We start from the raw sequence: 17,594 nt of genomic DNA on the forward strand, positions 1-17,594 counted from the left end.
CTTAGTATCTCTCATCCGCCTTACAAGCGCCGTAATTCGCACCTCGGCAACATGGTCGCCGAAGTGTGACATTTTTGCAAATTTGGTTGCTAAGCGCTTATTTTCGCTTCATGGCCTCAGCCAGTGCAGCTCCAAACGCACCTTGGCTTTCCTGCTTTGGCGAAGCCGACCGCCGGTCATTCTGGCCGCGAACCGGCTGATTTCCACGTGGCTCGCCACGCGGAGCGGAGGTCTGCGAACCATCGTCCTTTCTCATCGACAGGCCGATGCGCTTACGCTTGGCATCGACCTCGACGACGCGAACTTTTACGACGTCGCCAGCTTTCACAACTTCGTGAGGATCTTTGACGAAGCGATCGGCGAGCTGCGAAACGTGCACCAAACCGTCCTGATGGACGCCAATGTCGACGAAAGCCCCGAAGGCCGCGACATTGGTCACGGTGCCTTCCAGCATCATGCCCGGCGTGAGGTCCGAGATCTCATGAACGCCTTCGGCGAAGGTTGCTGTCTTGAAGCTCGGGCGCGGGTCGCGGCCGGGCTTTTCCAACTCGGCCAGGATGTCCTTCACCGTCGGCAGGCCGAATTTCTCATCGATGAACTGACGCGGATCGACGGCCTTCAGCACGGCGGTGTCGCCCATCAGCGAACGCAGGTCGCGGCCGCAGGCGGAGACGATCTTCTTGGCGACGCCATAGGCTTCTGGGTGGACTGAGGAGGCATCGAGCGGCTCCTTGCCATCGCGAATGCGCAGGAAGCCGGCGCATTGCTCGAAGGTACGCTGGCCGAGGCGGGCGACCTTCAACAGGTCACGGCGGGTCTCGAAGCGACCTTCGCTGTCTCGATGCTTGACGATCGCGTCGGCAATCGAGGCGCCCAGGCCGGAGACACGGGAGAGCAGCGGCGCGGAAGCGGTGTTAAGATCGACGCCGACGGCATTCACCGCGTCTTCGACGACGGCATCGAGCGAGCGCGACAGCTTCTGCTGATCGACATCGTGCTGGTACTGCCCGACGCCGATCGACTTCGGCTCGATCTTGACGAGTTCGGCCAGCGGATCCTGCAGGCGGCGGGCGATGGAAACGGCGCCGCGCAGCGAGACGTCGAGGTTGGGGAACTCGAGGGCGGCGGTCTCCGAGGCGGAATAAACCGACGCGCCAGCTTCAGAGACGATCACCTTGGTCGGCTTCGGCGCCGGCAGATCGGCCAGCATGTCTGCCACCAGCTTTTCCGTCTCGCGGCTGCCGGTGCCGTTGCCGATCGAAATCAGTTCGACATTGTGCTTGCGGATCAGCGATGCCAGTTCGAGCTGCGCACCGCGCACGTCGTTCCGCGGCTGGAAGGGATAGACGGTCGAGGTCGCCACGACCTTACCGGTGGCGTCGGTGACGGCGACTTTGACACCGGTGCGGATGCCCGGATCAAGGCCCATGGTCGGGCGCGAACCGGCTGGCGCTGCCAGCAGCAGATCCTTGAGGTTGCGGGCGAAGACGTGGATCGCCTCTTCCTCGGCACGTTCGCGAAGTTCGCGCATCAGGTCGAGCGACAGCGACATGGAGAGCTTGACGCGCCAGGTCCAGCTTGCGACGTCCATCAGCCAGCGGTCGCCGGGACGGCTCGCGCCGATCTCGTAGGCGGCGGCGATCATGCGCTCGACCGGCTTGTTGGGAGAGACGGTCTCGGCATCGGCCTCGATGGTCAGCGTCAGCACTTCTTCGTTCCAGCCGCGAAGCATGGCTAGCGCGCGGTGACCGGGGGCGGTCGCCCAGCGCTCGGAATGGTCGAAGTAGTCGGAGAACTTCTCGCCAGCGGCCTGTTTGCCATCGACCACCTTGGCCTTCAGCAGGGCAGCGCTGCGCATATGGGCGCGCAACTTGCCAAGCAGATCGGCATTTTCGGCGATGCCTTCGGCGACGATGTCGCGCGCGCCTTCGAGTGCCGTCTTCACATCCGGCACATCGGCGGTGATGTAGCCCTCCGCCAGCGTCGCAGGCTCCTTCGAGCGATCAGCCAGGATCGCCTCCGCCAGAGGCCCGAGGCCACGCTCGCGGGCGATCTCGGCGCGGGTGCGACGCTTCGGCTTGTAGGGGAGATAGAGATCTTCAAGCTCGGCCTTGGTGGCGGCACCGGCGATCTTGCCAAGCAGTTCGTCGGTCATCTTTCCCTGGCCGTTGATGGACTCGACGATCGTATCGCGCCGCGCTTCCAGTTCGCGCAGGTAGACCAGTCGCTCCGCAAGGTTGCGCAGCTGCGTATCGTCCAGCCCGCCCGTTACTTCCTTGCGGTAGCGGGCGATGAAGGGCACGGTCGCCCCCTCGTCCAGCAGCTCGATCGCCGCCTTGGCCTGGTCCGGCCGGGCGTTGATTTCGGAGGAGATGACAGCGGCGAGCGAGCGGAGGTCAGCGGCCATGAGAATTCCTGCGTTTTCACAAAAGTTGCGGGACCATAGCGGCGAAAAACGGCAAGGCAATGCCCGACGTCCCTATCCACAGCAACATAGCACGGCCAGCGGCCGTTTTTGCGGTTGTGCAGATGCGGCATTCTTTGCTAGCAGAGGCGACCGTTTTTAGCCCCGCCTTTGTGGCGCCTTCCCCAGAGAAGGCAAGGAAAGTGACATGCCAGATCTGCTCCTAGAACTCCGCTCCGAAGAGATCCCGGCCCGCCTGCAGCGCAAGGCTGCCGGCGACCTGAAGAAGCTCGTGACCGATGCGCTTGTCGAAGCAGGACTTTCCTACGAGGGTGCGCGCGAATACTGGACCCCACGCCGGCTGACGCTCGATATCCGCGGCCTGACGGCGCGCTCCGCCGATGTGCGCGAAGAGAAGAAGGGTCCCCGCACCGACGCCAACGAGAAGGCGATCGAAGGCTTCCTGCGCGGCGCCGGTCTGTCTTCCGTTTCCGAGGCGCAGATCCAGAGCGACCCGAAGAAGGGCGACTTCTACATCGCCATCATCTCCAAGCCCGGTCGCACCGCTGAAGAGATCATCAGCGATGTCATGCCCGGCATCATTCGCGATTTCCCCTGGCCGAAGCCGATGCGCTGGGGCGCGGCTTCCGCTCAGCCGGGCTCGCTGCGCTGGGTCCGGCCGTTGCAATCGATCGTCTGCACGTTCGGCACCGAGCATGAAGAGACCGTCGTCATTCCGTTCTCGATCGACGGCATCGTCGCCTCCAACGTGACCTACGGCCATCGTTTCCATGCGCCCGGCGCCATCACCGTCAAGCGTTTCGGCGATTACATCGCGAACCTCGAAAAGGCCAAGGTGATCCTCGATGGCGAACGCCGCAAGGACATCATCCTGCATGATGCCCGCGATGTCGCCTTTGCAAACGGACTGGAACTGGTCGAGGACGAAGGCCTGCTCGAAGAGGTCTCGGGCCTCGTCGAATTGCCGCAGGTCCTGTTGGGCAGCTTCGAGGAAGACTACCTCTCGATTCCGGCGGAGATCATCCGCCTGACGATCAAGACGAACCAGAAGTGTTTCGTGACGCGCCCTGTTGGCGGCGACACGCTGTCGAACAAGTTCATCCTCGTCTCGAACATCGAAGCCAGGGACGGCGGCAAGGAAATCATCCACGGCAACGGCAAGGTCGTGCGCGCGCGCCTGTCCGACGCGCTGCACTTCTGGAAGCGCGACCAGGGCGATCTGCCTGATCTGGAGACACTGGAGGCTTCGGCAAAGAAATTCGACCTCGACCTCAAGAAGCCGCTCGACCAGCGCATGGCGAAGCTCGATGCGCTTGATGTGACGTTCCACGCCAAGCTGGGTACACAGGGTGAGCGCGTGGAGCGCATCCGCGCCATGGCCGCAAAGGTCGCTTTCCCGGTCGGTGCCGATTACAAGCTGGTCGACAGGGCCGTGGTGCTTGCCAAGGCCGATCTGCGCACCGAGGCTGTCGGCGAGTTTCCGGAACTGCAGGGCGTCATGGGGCGCAAGTATGCCGCCCTTCAGGGCGAGGATGCCGTTGTCGCGACCGCGATCGAGGAGCACTACAAGCCGCAAGGCCCGTCCGACCAGCTGCCACAGGACAAGGTCGCGATCACAGTGGCGCTTGCCGACAAACTCGACACGCTGATCGGCTTCTGGGCTGTGGACGAAAAGCCGACCGGTTCGAAGGATCCGTTTGCACTGCGCCGGGCTGCCCTTGGCGTCATCCGCATCCTTCTCGAGCGGAGTGTGCGCCTGACGCTGCTGCCGCGCATCACCAGCCACATGGGCCGCATCGATACGGATATAGGCAAGACTGTTGACGACAACGACCTGTCACGCCAGTTCGACCTCCTCTCCTTCTTCCATGACCGCCTGAAGGTCTATCTGCGCGATCAGGGCGCGCGCTACGATCTCATCGATTCCGTGCTGACGCCGGAGGCCGACGACCTCTTGATGATCGCCCGCCGTGTCGAGGCACTAACGGCCTTCATCACGTCCGAGGATGGCAAGAACCTCCTGGTCGGCACCAAGCGTGCCACGCAGATCCTGGCTGCCGAGGAAAAGAAGGGCACGGTGATCGCCGACGGCGTCTCCGAAAATCTCTTCCGACTCGACGCCGAGAAGCAGCTCTTTGCCGCCATCACCACCGCTTCCGCAGAAGCCTCTGCGGCCGTCGACAAGGAAGACTTCCGCTCGGCGATGGAAGCGCTCTCCAGGCTGCGTGCTCCGGTCGACCGCTTCTTCGACGACGTGTTGGTCAATGACGAAGACGCTGCAATCCGCGCCAATCGCCTTTCCCTGCTTCGCCTGATCCGCGAGGCAACCGGCACGGTCGCCGACTTCTCGAAGATCTCGGGTTAAGCGCATCAGATGCGGCGTGCGGATGACGCCTTAACATCCGACATTTGCTGCAGATTTCCATCCTTGCTCAGATTTTGATTCAAGGATGGAAATCTCTGATTTCCGTCAGCCAGCAACTCCGATTGTAGCCGCCGAGAGAACCGCATAACGCGCGGCCTTGGCAATGGTCACAAGCAGCAGGAACATCGGAAGCGGTTCGCGCAGCACACCGGCGACGATGGTGATGGGATCGCCGATAACAGGCATCCAGCTCAGAAGCAGCGACCACTTGCCATAGCGCCGATACCAGCTTTGCGCCTTGTCGAGCGCAGGCTGGCGGACGGGAAACCAGTGCTTGTCGCGAAATCGTTCAATGCCGACGCCGAGCAGCCAGTTGACGGCCGAGCCAATGACGTTGCCTATTGTCGCCACCGCGATCAGCGCAACGACCGGATGCTGCTTCGCCAGGATGAGCGCGACGAGGCCGGCTTCCGACTGCATCGGGAATATCGTGGCAGCCGCAAAAGCCGCCAGGAACAGCGCGGCATAAACCGCAAGATCGGTCATGGCTTGTCCGCGCCAATGCTTAGCTGCACCCTGCATCCCTTCATCAAGTCTTACGGCGGACTGGAACTATCACGTCCTTGGCGTTATGCCAAAGTCATGAACAAGATCCTCGTCAGCGCCTGTCTCATGGGCCATGCCGTCCGTTATGACGGCCAGTCGAAGCCGCTCGCCCATCCCGCGATCGCGCGCTGGATCGAGGAAGGCCGGCTGGTGACAGTCTGTCCCGAGATGTCCGCCGGAATGCCGGTGCCGCGTCCGCCCGCCGAAATTGAAGGCGCAGCCACGGGCGAGGATGTCCTCTCCGGCCGTGCGCGCGTCGTCGAGGTCAGCGGCGGCGATGTGACGGGCGAGTTCAAGCGGGCTGCCGAGAATGCACTGGCGCTCGCGATCGAAACAGGCTGCCGTTATGCGCTGCTGATCGATGGCAGCCCCTCCTGCGGCTCGGGCTTTGTCTATGACGGCACGTTTTCCGGGCAGAAGCTCGCAGCAAATGGCGTGACGGCCGCGCTTCTGAAGCAGGCTGGCATTGCCGTCTACTCCGATCGCGAAATTGAGGAACTTGTCGCAGGGCTTACTGCCGACGAGGCCGCGACGGCCGACTCCCCTTAATTCAAAACGGCCGTCGGAACGCCCGACGACCGTTTTCTTGCTTGGCGCCCGAACCTCAGGCGGCCCGGCGAACCTGCGCGCTGTAATCCTGGCTGTCACCAACGCGGAAACCGCGGATGAGGTTCAGAAGCTCGTCGGTGTCGCTTGCCAGCGACTCGGCCGACGCAGTGGTTTCCTCGGCCATCGCGGCGTTCTGCTGCGTCGCAGCGTCGAGCTGGTTCATCGAGGACGAGATCGACCGCAGCGTGGTATCCTGCTCGGAGGCGCTGTGGGCGAACTTCGCAACGATCTCGTTGGCGGCCTTGATCTGGTCAGAGATACGCTTCAGCGCCTCGCCGGCTTCGCCGACCAGACGGACGCCCTGATCGACCTGGCCGGACGAGCAGGCGATCTGATCCTTGATCTCCTTGGCAGCCGCAGCCGAGCGCTGTGCCAGCTCGCGCACTTCCTGAGCGACGACCGCGAAGCCCTTGCCGGATTCGCCGGCACGGGCGGCTTCGACGCCGGCGTTCAGAGCCAGCAGGTTCGTCTGGAAAGCAATGTAGTCGATGACGCCGATGATCTTGCCGATCTCGGCAGACGACTTCTCGATACCGCTCATCGCTTCGATCGCTTCGGAGACGACGGCATCGCTACGGCTCGCCTCGCCGCTGACGGCCTCGACACGCTTGCTGGCTTCATGGGCGCCTTCGGCGGTCTGGCGGACGGCGACGGTCAGTTCATCGAGCGCTGCGGAGGTTTCTTCGAGGCTCGCGGCCTGACGCTCTGTGCGCTGCAACAGATCGTTTGAGGCGCGACGGATCTCTTCCTTGCTGACGGCAATGTCGCCGCCCTTGGCGCTGACCTTGGCCATGGCAGCTTCGAGATGCGCAAGCGCATCGTTGAAGTTGTCGCGAAGAGCTGCGTACTTCTGGCCTAGATCGGCGCAACGGACCGTCAGGTCACCTCGGGCGATCAGCTCCAGCGCCTGGCCGATGGTCGAGACAACATGGTTCTGAGCGACCGTTTCCTCGCGCTGCAGGCGCTGGCTGCAATCCCGGATCGATGAACTCCCGACCTCTGCGTTGACCACGCGTGGCGACGACAATCATGCGTCTTCCGGCTTTGGTTGTTAGAGTTAGAGTGAATGAATTAACAATTGCCAAGTGCGGGCGCTCAAAGGATTATCAAATATAATCAGTGCAATCTTGCAGTGTGCGGCAAGTTTGATTCATCTGCGCGCCCTTAAGTTGAAGTGGTGTCGCAAGGCACGCCGTACAGTTTTCCGACTCTGGCGGTTGCGCTATACTTGCTGCATGGCTGAGGCTTCGCATGCCTTCGGTGAATTCGTTCTCGATCCCGGCTGCGGCTTGCTGCGGAATGGGCGGGCGGTCGCGCTTGGCCAACGCGGCGCGGCTCTTCTTGAAGTGTTACTTGAAGCCCGCGGCAATGTTGTTTCCAAGGATGCGCTGATGGAGCGCGTTTGGCCCGGAACCGCAGTCGAGGAAAGCAACCTGACTGTCCAGGTGGCGGCGCTTCGCAAAGTGCTCGGTCTTACACCCGATGGGCAGGAATGGATTGCGACGGTGCCGCGTGTCGGTTACCGCTTCATCCGCGCGAACATTGAAACGAAAGCCGCTGCTCCAGCCCCGGAGTTGAAGCCGACCCTAGCTGTCCTCCCCTTCAGCAATCTTAGCGGCGATCCAAACCAGGACTACTTTGCCGATGGGATCGTCGACGACATTATTGCAGCCCTCAGCCGGTTCCGAAGCTTTGCCGTCGTCGGCCGGGACTGCTCCTTTGCCTACAAGGGCAGCGGGATGGATGTGCGCAAGATCGCGGCGGAACTCGGTGTCAGCTACGTGCTTGAAGGCAGCATCCGGCAGCAGGGCAACCGCTTGCGCATTGTCGCCGAACTCGTCGAGGGTCAAGGCGGCACGCATATGTGGGCGCAGACCTTCGACGGGACGCTGGACGAGATATTCGACTTTCAGGATCGCATCACCGAGCGCGTCGCAACGCTGATCGAACCGCTGATCCAGACGGCCGAGATCGAGCGGTCACGACGTGAAAGGCCCGGAAGCGTAGCCACCTACGACATCTACCTGCAGGCGCTGGCCAAGATCTCGACCGAAATCGAAAGCGATAACGCTGCCGCCTATGCGCTTCTCATGCAAGGGCTGGCCGTCGAGCCTGACAATGCGCAGTTGCTTGCCCATGCGGCATGGGCGCTCGAGCATCGCTACACGATGGGTTGGCCGTCGCTCACCGAGGACGACGTGCAAACCTGCGGCGCACTGGCGCGGCGGGCGCTGGAGCACTGCGCCGGCGACGCCATGGTCATGGCTCATTGCGGCGTCGCCCTGATGCAGACGGTGAAGGACTACGATTGGGGTCCTGCAGTTCTGCAGGCGGCCGCCGAATCCAATCCCAACAACCCGATGGTCGTTGTCAGGGCCGGCATCGGGCATCTTCATTGCGGCAACGTCAACGACGCACTCAGCCACTTCCACAGGGCCAACCGCTTGACCCCAGGTGACCGCGGCGCGCATTTCTCGCATTGCGGCATCGCGCATACCCACGTGATCCTCGAAGAATACGAGCAGGCGGTGGCCTGGGCTTCGAGAGCGCTGGCCAGCAATCCGAATTTCGAGCCAACGCTATGGTTGCTCATTGCTGCGAGTGCGCATCTCGGCCGCATGGAGGAAGCCCATCGCCACCTAGCGGCGTTGAGACGACTGACGCCTGATATAACCGTCGAGCGCATCCGCGTCGGCCAACCCGGCAAATATCCGGATCGCATTGCTGCCCTCCTCGACGGGTTGAGGTTGGCAGGTGTCCCTGAGCGCTAGTTTCGGATCGTTTCGGAACTTTTCCTTGGGCCTTTCAGGACCGGAAGGCCGCAACCGGCAGAGACTGCTTCCCACAGCAAAACCGCAAGTGGGAGACGGCCATGATTACGACGCTGACCATCCTTTCCCTCGATCAGGGACGCATCTACTCCCCTCCGCCGGAGCCGGTTCCCGAGCTGACGGCTGCTGAAGCTGCCGCTGCCGTTGCTGATAGCCAAGGCACCAAACACCATTTGCGTTGGCTGGATGTTTCGACTGGATTGCACGCACTTGCGCGCCTGCTTGCGCCGAACTTTGGCAACTCCCCGTTCGGCAAAGCTCACTAGAAATAAAAAAATGCGTCCCTGCTTCTCTCAGGGACGCATTTTATCCACCGCGGGGTGGACCCCGGACGACCGAAACTTTGGTCAGGCTGGGGCAGGGAACTGGAAATCAGGGTCGAAGTTCAAAGTTGAAAACGTCGAGCGGCGCCTTTTGTTCCTTCGGCACGCCTGTCACGCCTGCCGCGACCGGCTTGACGTCGCCACCGATGACTGCAGCCGTCGTCGAGGCGCGGTCGATGTTGTCGGCCGGCTGCGTGGCGGCTGTCATTGGTTCGGCTGGCGCCTTGGTTACAAAAACGACGGGCGAGCCGCCCATCCAGCCTTCGGTACGATAGAGCTTCATCTCACCGTTGACGTCGCGAACTTCCGAGGATTGCAGCGCGCCAGGTGCCAGCGTCGGTACGGTGTAGTCCTTCCTGCGCTCGACCTTTTCAAGCGGCGGGCAGGTTTGGCAGCTTTCCTGGCTGATGCTCCCGCCATTGGTGCGCGCGTCCTTGCCCACGACCTCAATCGAGGAGGCACAGGCAGACCCTGCCGTAAACACAGCTATCGCACCCAAGATGACCTGACGCATGGAACACTCCGTCTCACGTTGAGAAGAGACTAGCGTGGCTTTGTTTCCATCCCGTCAGGGGAAAGGGTAAAAATTTAGAGAACTGACCCGATTTCGGGTTTGCTCACGCTTTTTCGCGGTCGATCGCGCGCCAACCGATGTCGCGGCGGCAGAAGCCATTGTCCCAATCGACCTTGTCGAGGAGCGCATAGGCACGCGTCTGCGCCTCGCCAACCGTCTTCCCTGTGGCGGTGACGTTCAGCACGCGGCCACCCGTTGCGACCAGCGCTCCGTCCTTGAGCGCTGTGCCGGCATGAAACACCTTGGCGCCCTCGCCCGCTTCCGGGATATGGCGGATCGGCGTGTCCTTGTCGTAGGAGCCCGGATAGCCCTCCGATGCCATGACGACCGTCAGGGCCGGATCATCCGTCCATTCGGCGGACACCTGATCGAGCGTCCCGGTGGCGGTGGCGTGGAGAAGCGGCAGAAGATCGCTCTTCAGACGCATCATCAGCACCTGGCACTCGGGATCGCCAAAGCGGACATTGTACTCGATAAGCTCGGGGCCCTTGGCGGTGATCATCAGGCCGGCGAAGAAGACGCCGGAGAAGGGATAGCCGCTTTCGGCCATGCCGCGCATGGTCGGCTCGATGATTTCCTTCATCGTGCGCTCGACCATCTCGGCGGTCATGACGGGAGCAGGCGAATAGGCGCCCATACCGCCGGTGTTCGGGCCGGTGTCGCCCTCGCCCACCCGCTTGTGGTCCTGGGCGGTTGCGAGCGGCAGGACATGCTTGCCGTCGCAAAGGCAGAAGAAGCTCGCTTCCTCGCCATCGAGATAGGCTTCGATAACGACCTCGGCGCCAGCGGCACCGAAGGCACCCTCGAAGCAATCGTCGACGGCAGCAAGCGCCTCATCAACGGTCATGGCAACAGTCACACCCTTGCCGGCAGCAAGGCCATCCGCCTTGACGACGATCGGGGCGCCCTGCTGGCGAATATAGGCCTTCGCCTTCGGCGGGTTGTTGAAGCGCTGATAGGCGCCGGTCGGAATGTCGTAGCGGGCGCAGATATCCTTGGTGAAGCCCTTCGAACCCTCGAGCTGGGCTGCCGCTGCCGATGGGCCGAAGACTGCAAAGCCTACGGCGCGCAGCTTGTCAGCAATGCCGGCGACGAGCGGCGCTTCCGGGCCAACCACGACGAAGTCGATCGCCTTGTCCTTGCAGAAGGCAAGGATGGCATCATGATCGTCGACATTGACGGCAACCAGGGTCGCGTGGTCGGCAATGCCGGGATTGCCGGGCGCGGCGTAGAATTCCGTCATGAGAGGCGATTGCGCCAGCTTCCAGGCCAATGCGTGCTCGCGTCCGCCCGATCCGATCAACAGAACCTTCATGCCCGTCCCTTTCACGTTTCCGTCTGGCGGTTAAGGGGAGAGCGCCGAAAGGTCAAGCAGGAATGCTTGCCCCGGGGTCAAGCAGGAATACTTGCTACGTCAAGCACAGTCGCTTGCCGGGGGCTCAAGCAGGAATGATTGAGCAGGACGCCTTACCAGCCGCCGCCGCCGCCACCACCACCGCCGCCGCCGGAAAAGCCGGAGGACGAGCCGCCGGAAAAGCCGGAGGACGAACTTGATGGCGGTGCCGGAATGGTGGAGGCGATCGTCGAGGCCATCGACGAAGAAAAGCCGCCGATGCGATCGGAGAAATTGCCGCTGCCAAAATTACCCGAATACCAGGAGGGAGCATAGGCCGCTGCAGCGGCACCCGCCGCCGCAGCAGCAAGCCATGTTTCAAACGCGCGCGACCAGGGCTTTTCGACGCCAAGCGCCACGGCATAGGGCAAGAGCTTCTCGAAATGCTGGGGCGACATCTCAGGCGCCCCAGCCATGTTCATGCGGTCCTTCTCGGCCAGCGTCATGTACTGGCGGAGACCGTCGATGCCATCCATCAGCTTGGCACCGAGCGGGGTCGGCGCACCCATGATGAAGACGTAGAGCAGGTTCAGGAGAATGATGCCGCCGATCGCAAACAGCATCGGCGTCTCATGCAACTCGACCAGCGACGAGAACAGCGCCAAAGCCAGCGACGAAACGATGCTGAAGCCGATGAAGACAGCAATGGCGATCGCGATCACCGACATGATCTTCGCGCCGAGCGATCTGCCGGGGCGGAACGACTTGGCGAAGCCAGCGACGAACACCGAGATGAAGACGACGACGCCAATCGGAATGATCATCAGGGCGATCGCATCGGGTTCAAGCGTTCCGAAGACGAAGAGGGCCACCAATGAAGCCGCGCTGAGCGCTATGCCGCCGGTCGTGTAGCCAGCATTCGCGTTGTAGTACTTGCCGCGGTGCTCGCGCTCGATAGCTGCGCGGAAGCTGTCGCCGACCGATTTCACCTTCGTTCCGTTCGCTTCATCGATCGTCAGCGAGCCCTTGGCTCCGACTGCGTTAAGCAGGCTGGCTTCCCCTGCTTCCAGCTTCTCCTTGCCGACCGGCTTGTCGGTGCGGCGGATGACGATCGCGTTCTTGAGGTCCTCCAGCACGACAAAGCCGCGCACCGCGAGATTGAGGGCCGTTGCCGACAGCGCCGTCCAGCCCTGCCCGGAGAAGCCGCGATTGTCGATGTAGTTCACCAGCGCCGGCGAGATTCCATCAGGCGGATCCCAGCGCGGCACCAGCACGCCACGCGCCGGGTCACGGCCGACCTTCAGCCAGGAGCGCGTGTAATAGAGGAAGACCAGAATGAGACCGCCAAAGCCGAGGAAGTAATCGCGGTTGTCGCTGAGCCACCAGCGCCGCTCATCGTCAGCGCTCGGCGGATTGATCGAGCCCTTCGGCATCTTGACTGCGATCGTCAGCCCTTCGCCTGCGTTCAGCGCCCGGGTCGTCGAAAACAACAGTCGACTTCCGCCGCCTGAAATCTTTGCATTCCTGTCCGTCGCGCCCTGCGGGCCGGTGAAGAAAGCAGTATCGATCGAGCTGACGCCATCTGGAAGGTTCACCGTCGCCGTCGCCATCAGGATCGGGAAGATCCAACCATTGCCGGTTACGTTCCAGTAGAGTTCGTCGTGATCGTCGAAGTAGCGGATCTGGCGATTGGTGCGGTAGGTGAAGACATACTCGTGCCGGCCATAGCTCACGGTAACGTCTTCCGAGCCGGCATAGATGCGGATGCCGCCGCCGATGGATTCGGTGTGCCAGGGCTCGTCGCGGCCATCGCGCTTGACCGCGATGACGTCGAAATCGACTCGGCGGAGGCGGCCCTTTTCATCCTGATAAGTCAGCGGAAAATCGCGGAAGATGCCACGCCGAATGCGGTTGCCTTCGGCGGTAACTGATATCGTCTCCGTCACGGTCATCGCGCCGCTCTTCTCCAGCGCAATGTTTGACGCGAAGGCGTTGATCACCTCCGCAGCGATGGCGCCACGCGCCGCAAGCATCAGAAACAGAACGAAGCAAAGGCCGGAAAGCCGTCGGATCATCATACCCCTCGCCTGCGGCGTCCTGGCCGCGTCAGATAATGTCAGCTCTCATCGGCATAAGTCACGCCAAGCCCGGCCAGTGTCCGCCAATAGGCCGGGAAGGTCTTGCCGACGCAGTCCGGATCAAGGATCGTTATGCCCGCGATCTTCAGACCGGCGAGCGCAAAGCTCATGGCGATGCGGTGGTCGGCGAAGGTATCGATCTTGGCAGGCAGACGCTGTCCGGCGAGCGAGGGATCGGACTGGACAATCAGATCGTCGCCTTCCTCGTAAGCGAGACCCGGGCGGATCTGCGTCAGGCCGGTCGAGACGGCGCGGATGCGATCGCATTCCTTGACGCGCAGATTGGCGATGCCGACGAAGCGGACCGGCGTCTCATTGAAGGCGGCGAGCACAGCAAGGGTCGGAACCGCATCCTGCATCTGCGAGCCGTCGATAACCGCGGGAAGATGCGGGAACTGGGCGATCAGGTCATAGGCCTTCGCGTCCGGCTGCGTGAACGCGCCGTTTGCAACGCCGAGGTCGATCTTGCCTGATGTCAGCACCTCCGCAGCCCAGAGGTAGGTCGCGGCAGAGGCGTCGGGCTCGACCACGAAATCAGCTGCCGCGTAGCCGGTCGGCTCGACGCGCCAGGTCACCGCGCTCGTCTTCTCGACCTTGGCGCCGAAGGTGCGCATCGCCGCTGTGGTCAGATCGATGTAGCCGAGCGCGCCGATGTCCTCGCCTAGCAGTTCGATCGTCACCGCCCTGTCGCCGCCAGCAGCCATCATCAGCAGCGCCGAGACATATTGGCTCGACAGGCCGCCATCGATCTGGATGCGGCTCGCCTCAAAACGGCCAGTGCCCTTGACGGTGACCGGCGGGCAGCCGGTTTCGGTCGACGCGTCGATGCCGAGCGAACGCAGTGCATCGACCAGCGGACCGATCGGGCGCTTGCGCATGTGCTGGTCGCCGTCGATGACGACGGTGCCATCCACCAGGGCGGCAGCGGCCGTGAGGAAGCGCGTCGCCGTTCCGGCGTTGCCGAGGAAAAGCGGCACCTGCGGCGGCAGCAGCTTGCCGCTGCCCGTGACGACAAAGCTCGTATCATCCGGCTCTTCGATGATGACACCCATGGCGCGGAGAGCGTCGGCCATATAGCGCGTGTCGTCGCTCTTCAAAGCGCCGGTCAGGCGGCTCGTGCCCTTCGCGAGACCTGCCAGGAGCAGCGCGCGGTTGGTGATCGATTTCGAGCCGGGCGGGACGGCGCGACCTGTCAGCGGCTTGTCCGGCGGGATGATGGTGAGCTTGTCTTTACTCATTGCCTGTCTTTTCCGTCTTTGCGCGAGGGCCACATCAGGCCACGATCATGCCCTGCTCATAGCAGTTTTTACGCAAAGGCAAATGGCGGATATCAGAACTTTACGGTCGGAACGGCGCGATCCGCTTCGTTGGTGATCTCGAAATAGTCCCGCTTCTGGAACCCGAACTGGCCAGCGACAAGGTTGGAGGGGAAGCTTTCGACCTTGACATTCAGATCACGGGCGGCGCCATTGTAATAACGGCGGGCCATCTGGATTTCGCTTTCCATCGTCTCCAGCGAGGTCTGCAACTCGCGGAAATTCTCGTTTGCCTTCAGGTCGGGATAGGCTTCGGCGAGTGCCAGCAGACGTCCAAGCGCCTGGCCGAGCAGGCCTTCTGCCTGAGCGCGACCGGCGACGTCGCCCGTCGGAACCGATTGCGCCTTATTGCGGAGGGCAACGACCTCTTCGAGTGTCGTCTTCTCGTGGGCGGCATAGCCCTTGACCGTCTCGATCAGGTTCGGGATCAGGTCGGCGCGGCGCTTCAGCTGCACATCGATACCGGACCAGGCTTCCTCGGCCATCTGCCGCGCGCGAACAAGGCCGTTGTAGACAAAGACGGCATAGAGCGCGACCAGAACAATAAGGCCAAGAATTACATACATTCGCGAATCCCCCGCAACGACCGAAAGTATGCCCGGAGACTATGCGGGTTACCGCAGATTGTCATCCCGCTTTCCGGCCCTCTTTCGGGGCAATCACTGGACGGGGGGTAGTGAAAAATCACGATACCGTCGCACCGGCCGAAGCCTTATTTTCACTCTGCACGTTGAACTAGCGTGCATACGCAAACTGCGGCAAGGATCATTCAGACCATGAGCGCGTTTATTTTCCTGCTCAACATACTGGCCATCGCAACGTACTTTTTTCGTCCAGCAAGGCTCGTCCGGTGGAACGCCGCGTCGAGATCAGAAGCGACGAGCGCCGCTGACTGCCGCTCTTCAAGCGGCGGTTTTCGCCAAGTTCACCCCACCCGCATCCGTCTGCAGGAAGGCCTCACCGCAGGCCTTCGCCAGCGTCCGCACACGCAGGATGTAGCTCTGACGCTCGGTAACCGAGATGACGCCGCGCGCATCCAGCAGATTGAAAACGTGTGACGCCTTGATGCACTGATCGTAAGCTGGGAAGACGCACTTGTGCAGCTTCTGATTATCGCTGTCGCCAGGAGCGCCGGCGGCGAGAAGCGCCTGGCATTCCTTTTCGGCATCGATGAAGTGGCGATGCAGCATTTCCGTATTGGCGTATTCGAAATTGTGGCGTGAATATTCCTGTTCGGCCTGTAGGAAGACATCGCCGTAGCTGATCTTCTCGTCGCCTTCGCGGCCGTTGAAGTTCAGGTCGTACACGTTGTCGACGCCCTGCACATACATCGCCAGACGCTCGAGACCATAGGTCAACTCGCCCGAGACGGGCGAGCATTCGATACCGCAGACCTGCTGGAAATAAGTAAACTGCGACACTTCCATGCCATCGCACCAGCATTCCCAGCCGAGACCCCAGGCACCGAGCGTCGGGCTTTCCCAGTCGTCCTCGACAAAACGGATGTCGTGCAGCAGCGGATCGAGGCCGATCGCAGCCAGCGAGCCGAGATAGAGCTCCTGCAGGTTCGACGGATTCGGCTTCAGGATGACCTGGTACTGATAATAGTGCTGCAGACGGTTCGGGTTCTCGCCGTAGCGGCCGTCCGACGGGCGGCGCGACGGCTGCACATAGGCGGCCTTCCACGGCTTGGGGCCGAGCGCGCGCAGCGTCGTTGCCGGGTGGAACGTGCCGGCACCGACCTCCATGTCGTAAGGCTGCAGCACCGCACAACCCTTGTCCGCCCAATAGTTATGGAGCGTGAGGATCAGCGCCTGGAACGAGCGCTTCGGGTTCATGTGGTCGGGAATTGCTGCAGACATGGAACGGCTTCCGAATTCGTACAAAAAGTGCGCGGAGAGGTGCCACGCCGCGCCAGACGGGTCAAGGCTTTTGCGGCCCTACTCGTCCTCGTCCTTCTTCAGATGATATTCGCCGGTGACCGGATCCTTGACCAGCGTGCCGATGGCGCCCGTCTGGCGCTCCTTCTCGGCACGCCGGGATCGCTCGGCGAGCCGCTGTGCATCGGCAACGAAGCGGCGGTAGAGAAGCCAGGCTCCGACCACCAGCACGATGATGATTATCAGTTGCGGCATAATGCCAGCCTTTTATCCTCAGAGCCCGTAGCGGCTCCACAATGCCTTCTCCTCGGCGGCCTCGACAAGTCCGGTCGCAAGGCCAGCTCCGGCGCCTTCCAAGTTGGCTGACGATATACCCGGAATGCGCCTTCCGAAAAGGCCGCGCGCGGGCATCACCAGCTCGAGCTTGGTCTTCGCCCCATAGCGACGCTTCAGCTCCTGCCGCATGTCGCCGAGCCCGTCGATGAGGCCGAGTTCGAGACCACGCGTGCCGGTCCAGAAAAGTCCGGAGAAGACCACTTCGTCGCTCTTCAGCTTTCCGGCGCGGCGTTCACGAACCATGGAGATGAAGACCTGATGAATCTCCAGCTGCAGCGTCTTCAGGTATTCGATGTCCTTTTCCTTCTCGGGCTGGAACGGATCAAGGATTACCTTGTTTTCCCCCGCCGTGTAGACGCGACGCTCTACGCCGATCTTCTTTAAGAGTTCGGGAAAGCCGAAGCCGCCGGAGACGACACCGATCGAGCCGACGATGGAGGTGGGGTCGGCAATAATTTCGTCGCCAGCAAGAGCGATCATGTAACCGCCGGATGCCGCAACATCCTCGACGAAGACGAGAACCTTCTTCTGCTTTTCACGCGCAAGATCGCGAATGCGCGCGAAGACGAGCCGCGACTGGACCGGGGAGCCGCCGGGTGAATTAAGCGAGATGGCGACCGCCGGCGCATCCTTGAAGCTGAAAGCCTTTTCCAGGACCTGTGAAGTTGCGGCGAGATTGAGGGTCGGCCGGAACTGGCTTCCGCCGCTCATGATCGGACCGTGAAGTCGAACGACGGGAATGACCACGCCTTCCTTGCGGAACCGCTTCGGCAGCAACCTCTTCAAAAATCCGGCCATTTTCCATCCTTTGCGACAAGATCAGCGAACGTCTTCCATGTATGCAACGGCGCGACAAAC

The 17,594-nt window shown here is 62.0% G+C and carries 14 protein-coding genes and 1 pseudogene; 4 read left to right on the forward strand and 11 right to left on the reverse strand.

Going from position 1 to position 17,594, the window contains the following annotated elements; translation table 11 throughout:
- Positions 1 to 97 precede the first annotated feature (97 nt).
- Positions 98 to 2,407, reverse strand: coding sequence for a Tex family protein (locus tag AC1DPR_RS24760; protein ID WP_113472037.1), 2,310 nt, complete (start codon positions 2,405 to 2,407; stop codon positions 98 to 100).
- 205 nt (positions 2,408 to 2,612) lie between these two features.
- Here AC1DPR_RS24760 and glyS point away from each other — a divergent pair, with 205 nt between their 5' ends.
- A complete protein-coding gene (glyS, locus tag AC1DPR_RS24765; RefSeq protein WP_113472036.1) occupies positions 2,613 to 4,790 on the forward strand; it encodes a glycine--tRNA ligase subunit beta in 2,178 nt (725 codons plus the stop codon).
- A 105-nt stretch (positions 4,791 to 4,895) separates the two neighbouring features.
- On the opposite strand, the gene AC1DPR_RS24770 is transcribed toward glyS, so the two are convergent.
- The gene (locus AC1DPR_RS24770; RefSeq protein ID WP_113472035.1) at positions 4,896 to 5,336 is read right to left on the reverse strand and encodes a YqaA family protein; all 441 of its coding nucleotides are present in this window, start codon (positions 5,334 to 5,336) and stop codon (positions 4,896 to 4,898) included.
- Between the two features lie 96 nt (positions 5,337 to 5,432).
- Between AC1DPR_RS24770 and AC1DPR_RS24775 the strand changes: the two genes are divergently transcribed.
- On the forward strand, positions 5,433 to 5,945 hold the full coding sequence (locus AC1DPR_RS24775; RefSeq protein WP_113472034.1) for a 2-thiouracil desulfurase family protein: 513 nt from the start codon (positions 5,433 to 5,435) through the stop codon (positions 5,943 to 5,945).
- 55 nt (positions 5,946 to 6,000) lie between these two features.
- On the opposite strand, the pseudogene AC1DPR_RS24780 reads toward AC1DPR_RS24775, so the two are convergent.
- A pseudogene (locus AC1DPR_RS24780) lies at positions 6,001 to 6,942 on the reverse strand (methyl-accepting chemotaxis protein); the annotation flags it as partial.
- Between the two features lie 298 nt (positions 6,943 to 7,240).
- Between AC1DPR_RS24780 and AC1DPR_RS24785 the strand changes: the two are divergent.
- Together AC1DPR_RS24785 and AC1DPR_RS24790 are read left to right on the forward strand one after the other, a co-directional pair.
- Positions 7,241 to 8,776 (forward strand): winged helix-turn-helix domain-containing protein, encoded by a 1,536-nt coding sequence (locus AC1DPR_RS24785; protein ID WP_113472033.1) that lies wholly within the window; start codon positions 7,241 to 7,243, stop codon positions 8,774 to 8,776.
- A gap of 101 nt (positions 8,777 to 8,877) precedes the next feature.
- Positions 8,878 to 9,102, forward strand: a complete 225-nt coding sequence (locus tag AC1DPR_RS24790) for a hypothetical protein (protein WP_018859338.1) — start codon at positions 8,878 to 8,880, stop codon at positions 9,100 to 9,102.
- 106 nt (positions 9,103 to 9,208) lie between these two features.
- Here AC1DPR_RS24790 and AC1DPR_RS24795 read toward each other — a convergent pair whose 3' ends face one another.
- The 8 genes from AC1DPR_RS24795 to AC1DPR_RS24830 form a co-directional block, all read right to left on the reverse strand.
- Positions 9,209 to 9,673: a plant virulence effector HPE1-like domain-containing protein gene (locus AC1DPR_RS24795; RefSeq protein ID WP_113472032.1), complete on the reverse strand. Its 465-nt coding sequence runs from the start codon at positions 9,671 to 9,673 to the stop codon at positions 9,209 to 9,211.
- A 103-nt stretch (positions 9,674 to 9,776) separates the two neighbouring features.
- Entirely contained in the window at positions 9,777 to 11,048 is a 1,272-nt protein-coding gene (gene purD, locus AC1DPR_RS24800) for a phosphoribosylamine--glycine ligase (protein ID WP_113472031.1), read from the reverse strand.
- Between the two features lie 152 nt (positions 11,049 to 11,200).
- Positions 11,201 to 13,141: a DUF2207 domain-containing protein gene (locus tag AC1DPR_RS24805; protein ID WP_477817352.1), complete on the reverse strand. Its 1,941-nt coding sequence runs from the start codon at positions 13,139 to 13,141 to the stop codon at positions 11,201 to 11,203.
- A gap of 41 nt (positions 13,142 to 13,182) precedes the next feature.
- The gene (gene aroA / locus AC1DPR_RS24810; protein WP_113472003.1) at positions 13,183 to 14,442 is read right to left on the reverse strand and encodes a 3-phosphoshikimate 1-carboxyvinyltransferase; all 1,260 of its coding nucleotides are present in this window, start codon (positions 14,440 to 14,442) and stop codon (positions 13,183 to 13,185) included.
- 92 nt (positions 14,443 to 14,534) lie between these two features.
- On the reverse strand, positions 14,535 to 15,086 hold the full coding sequence (locus AC1DPR_RS24815; RefSeq protein WP_113472002.1) for a LemA family protein: 552 nt from the start codon (positions 15,084 to 15,086) through the stop codon (positions 14,535 to 14,537).
- Positions 15,087 to 15,422: 336 nt separating this feature from the next.
- A complete protein-coding gene (locus tag AC1DPR_RS24820) occupies positions 15,423 to 16,382 on the reverse strand; it encodes a glycine--tRNA ligase subunit alpha (RefSeq protein WP_018859332.1) in 960 nt (319 codons plus the stop codon).
- Positions 16,383 to 16,460: 78 nt separating this feature from the next.
- Entirely contained in the window at positions 16,461 to 16,655 is a 195-nt protein-coding gene (locus tag AC1DPR_RS24825; RefSeq protein ID WP_018116661.1) for a membrane protein, read from the reverse strand.
- An 18-nt stretch (positions 16,656 to 16,673) separates the two neighbouring features.
- Positions 16,674 to 17,534, reverse strand: coding sequence for a S49 family peptidase (locus tag AC1DPR_RS24830; RefSeq protein ID WP_113472001.1), 861 nt, complete (start codon positions 17,532 to 17,534; stop codon positions 16,674 to 16,676).
- Positions 17,535 to 17,594 lie beyond the last annotated feature (60 nt).

It is taken from the genome of Rhizobium sp. 01T417 (assembly GCF_056398905.1).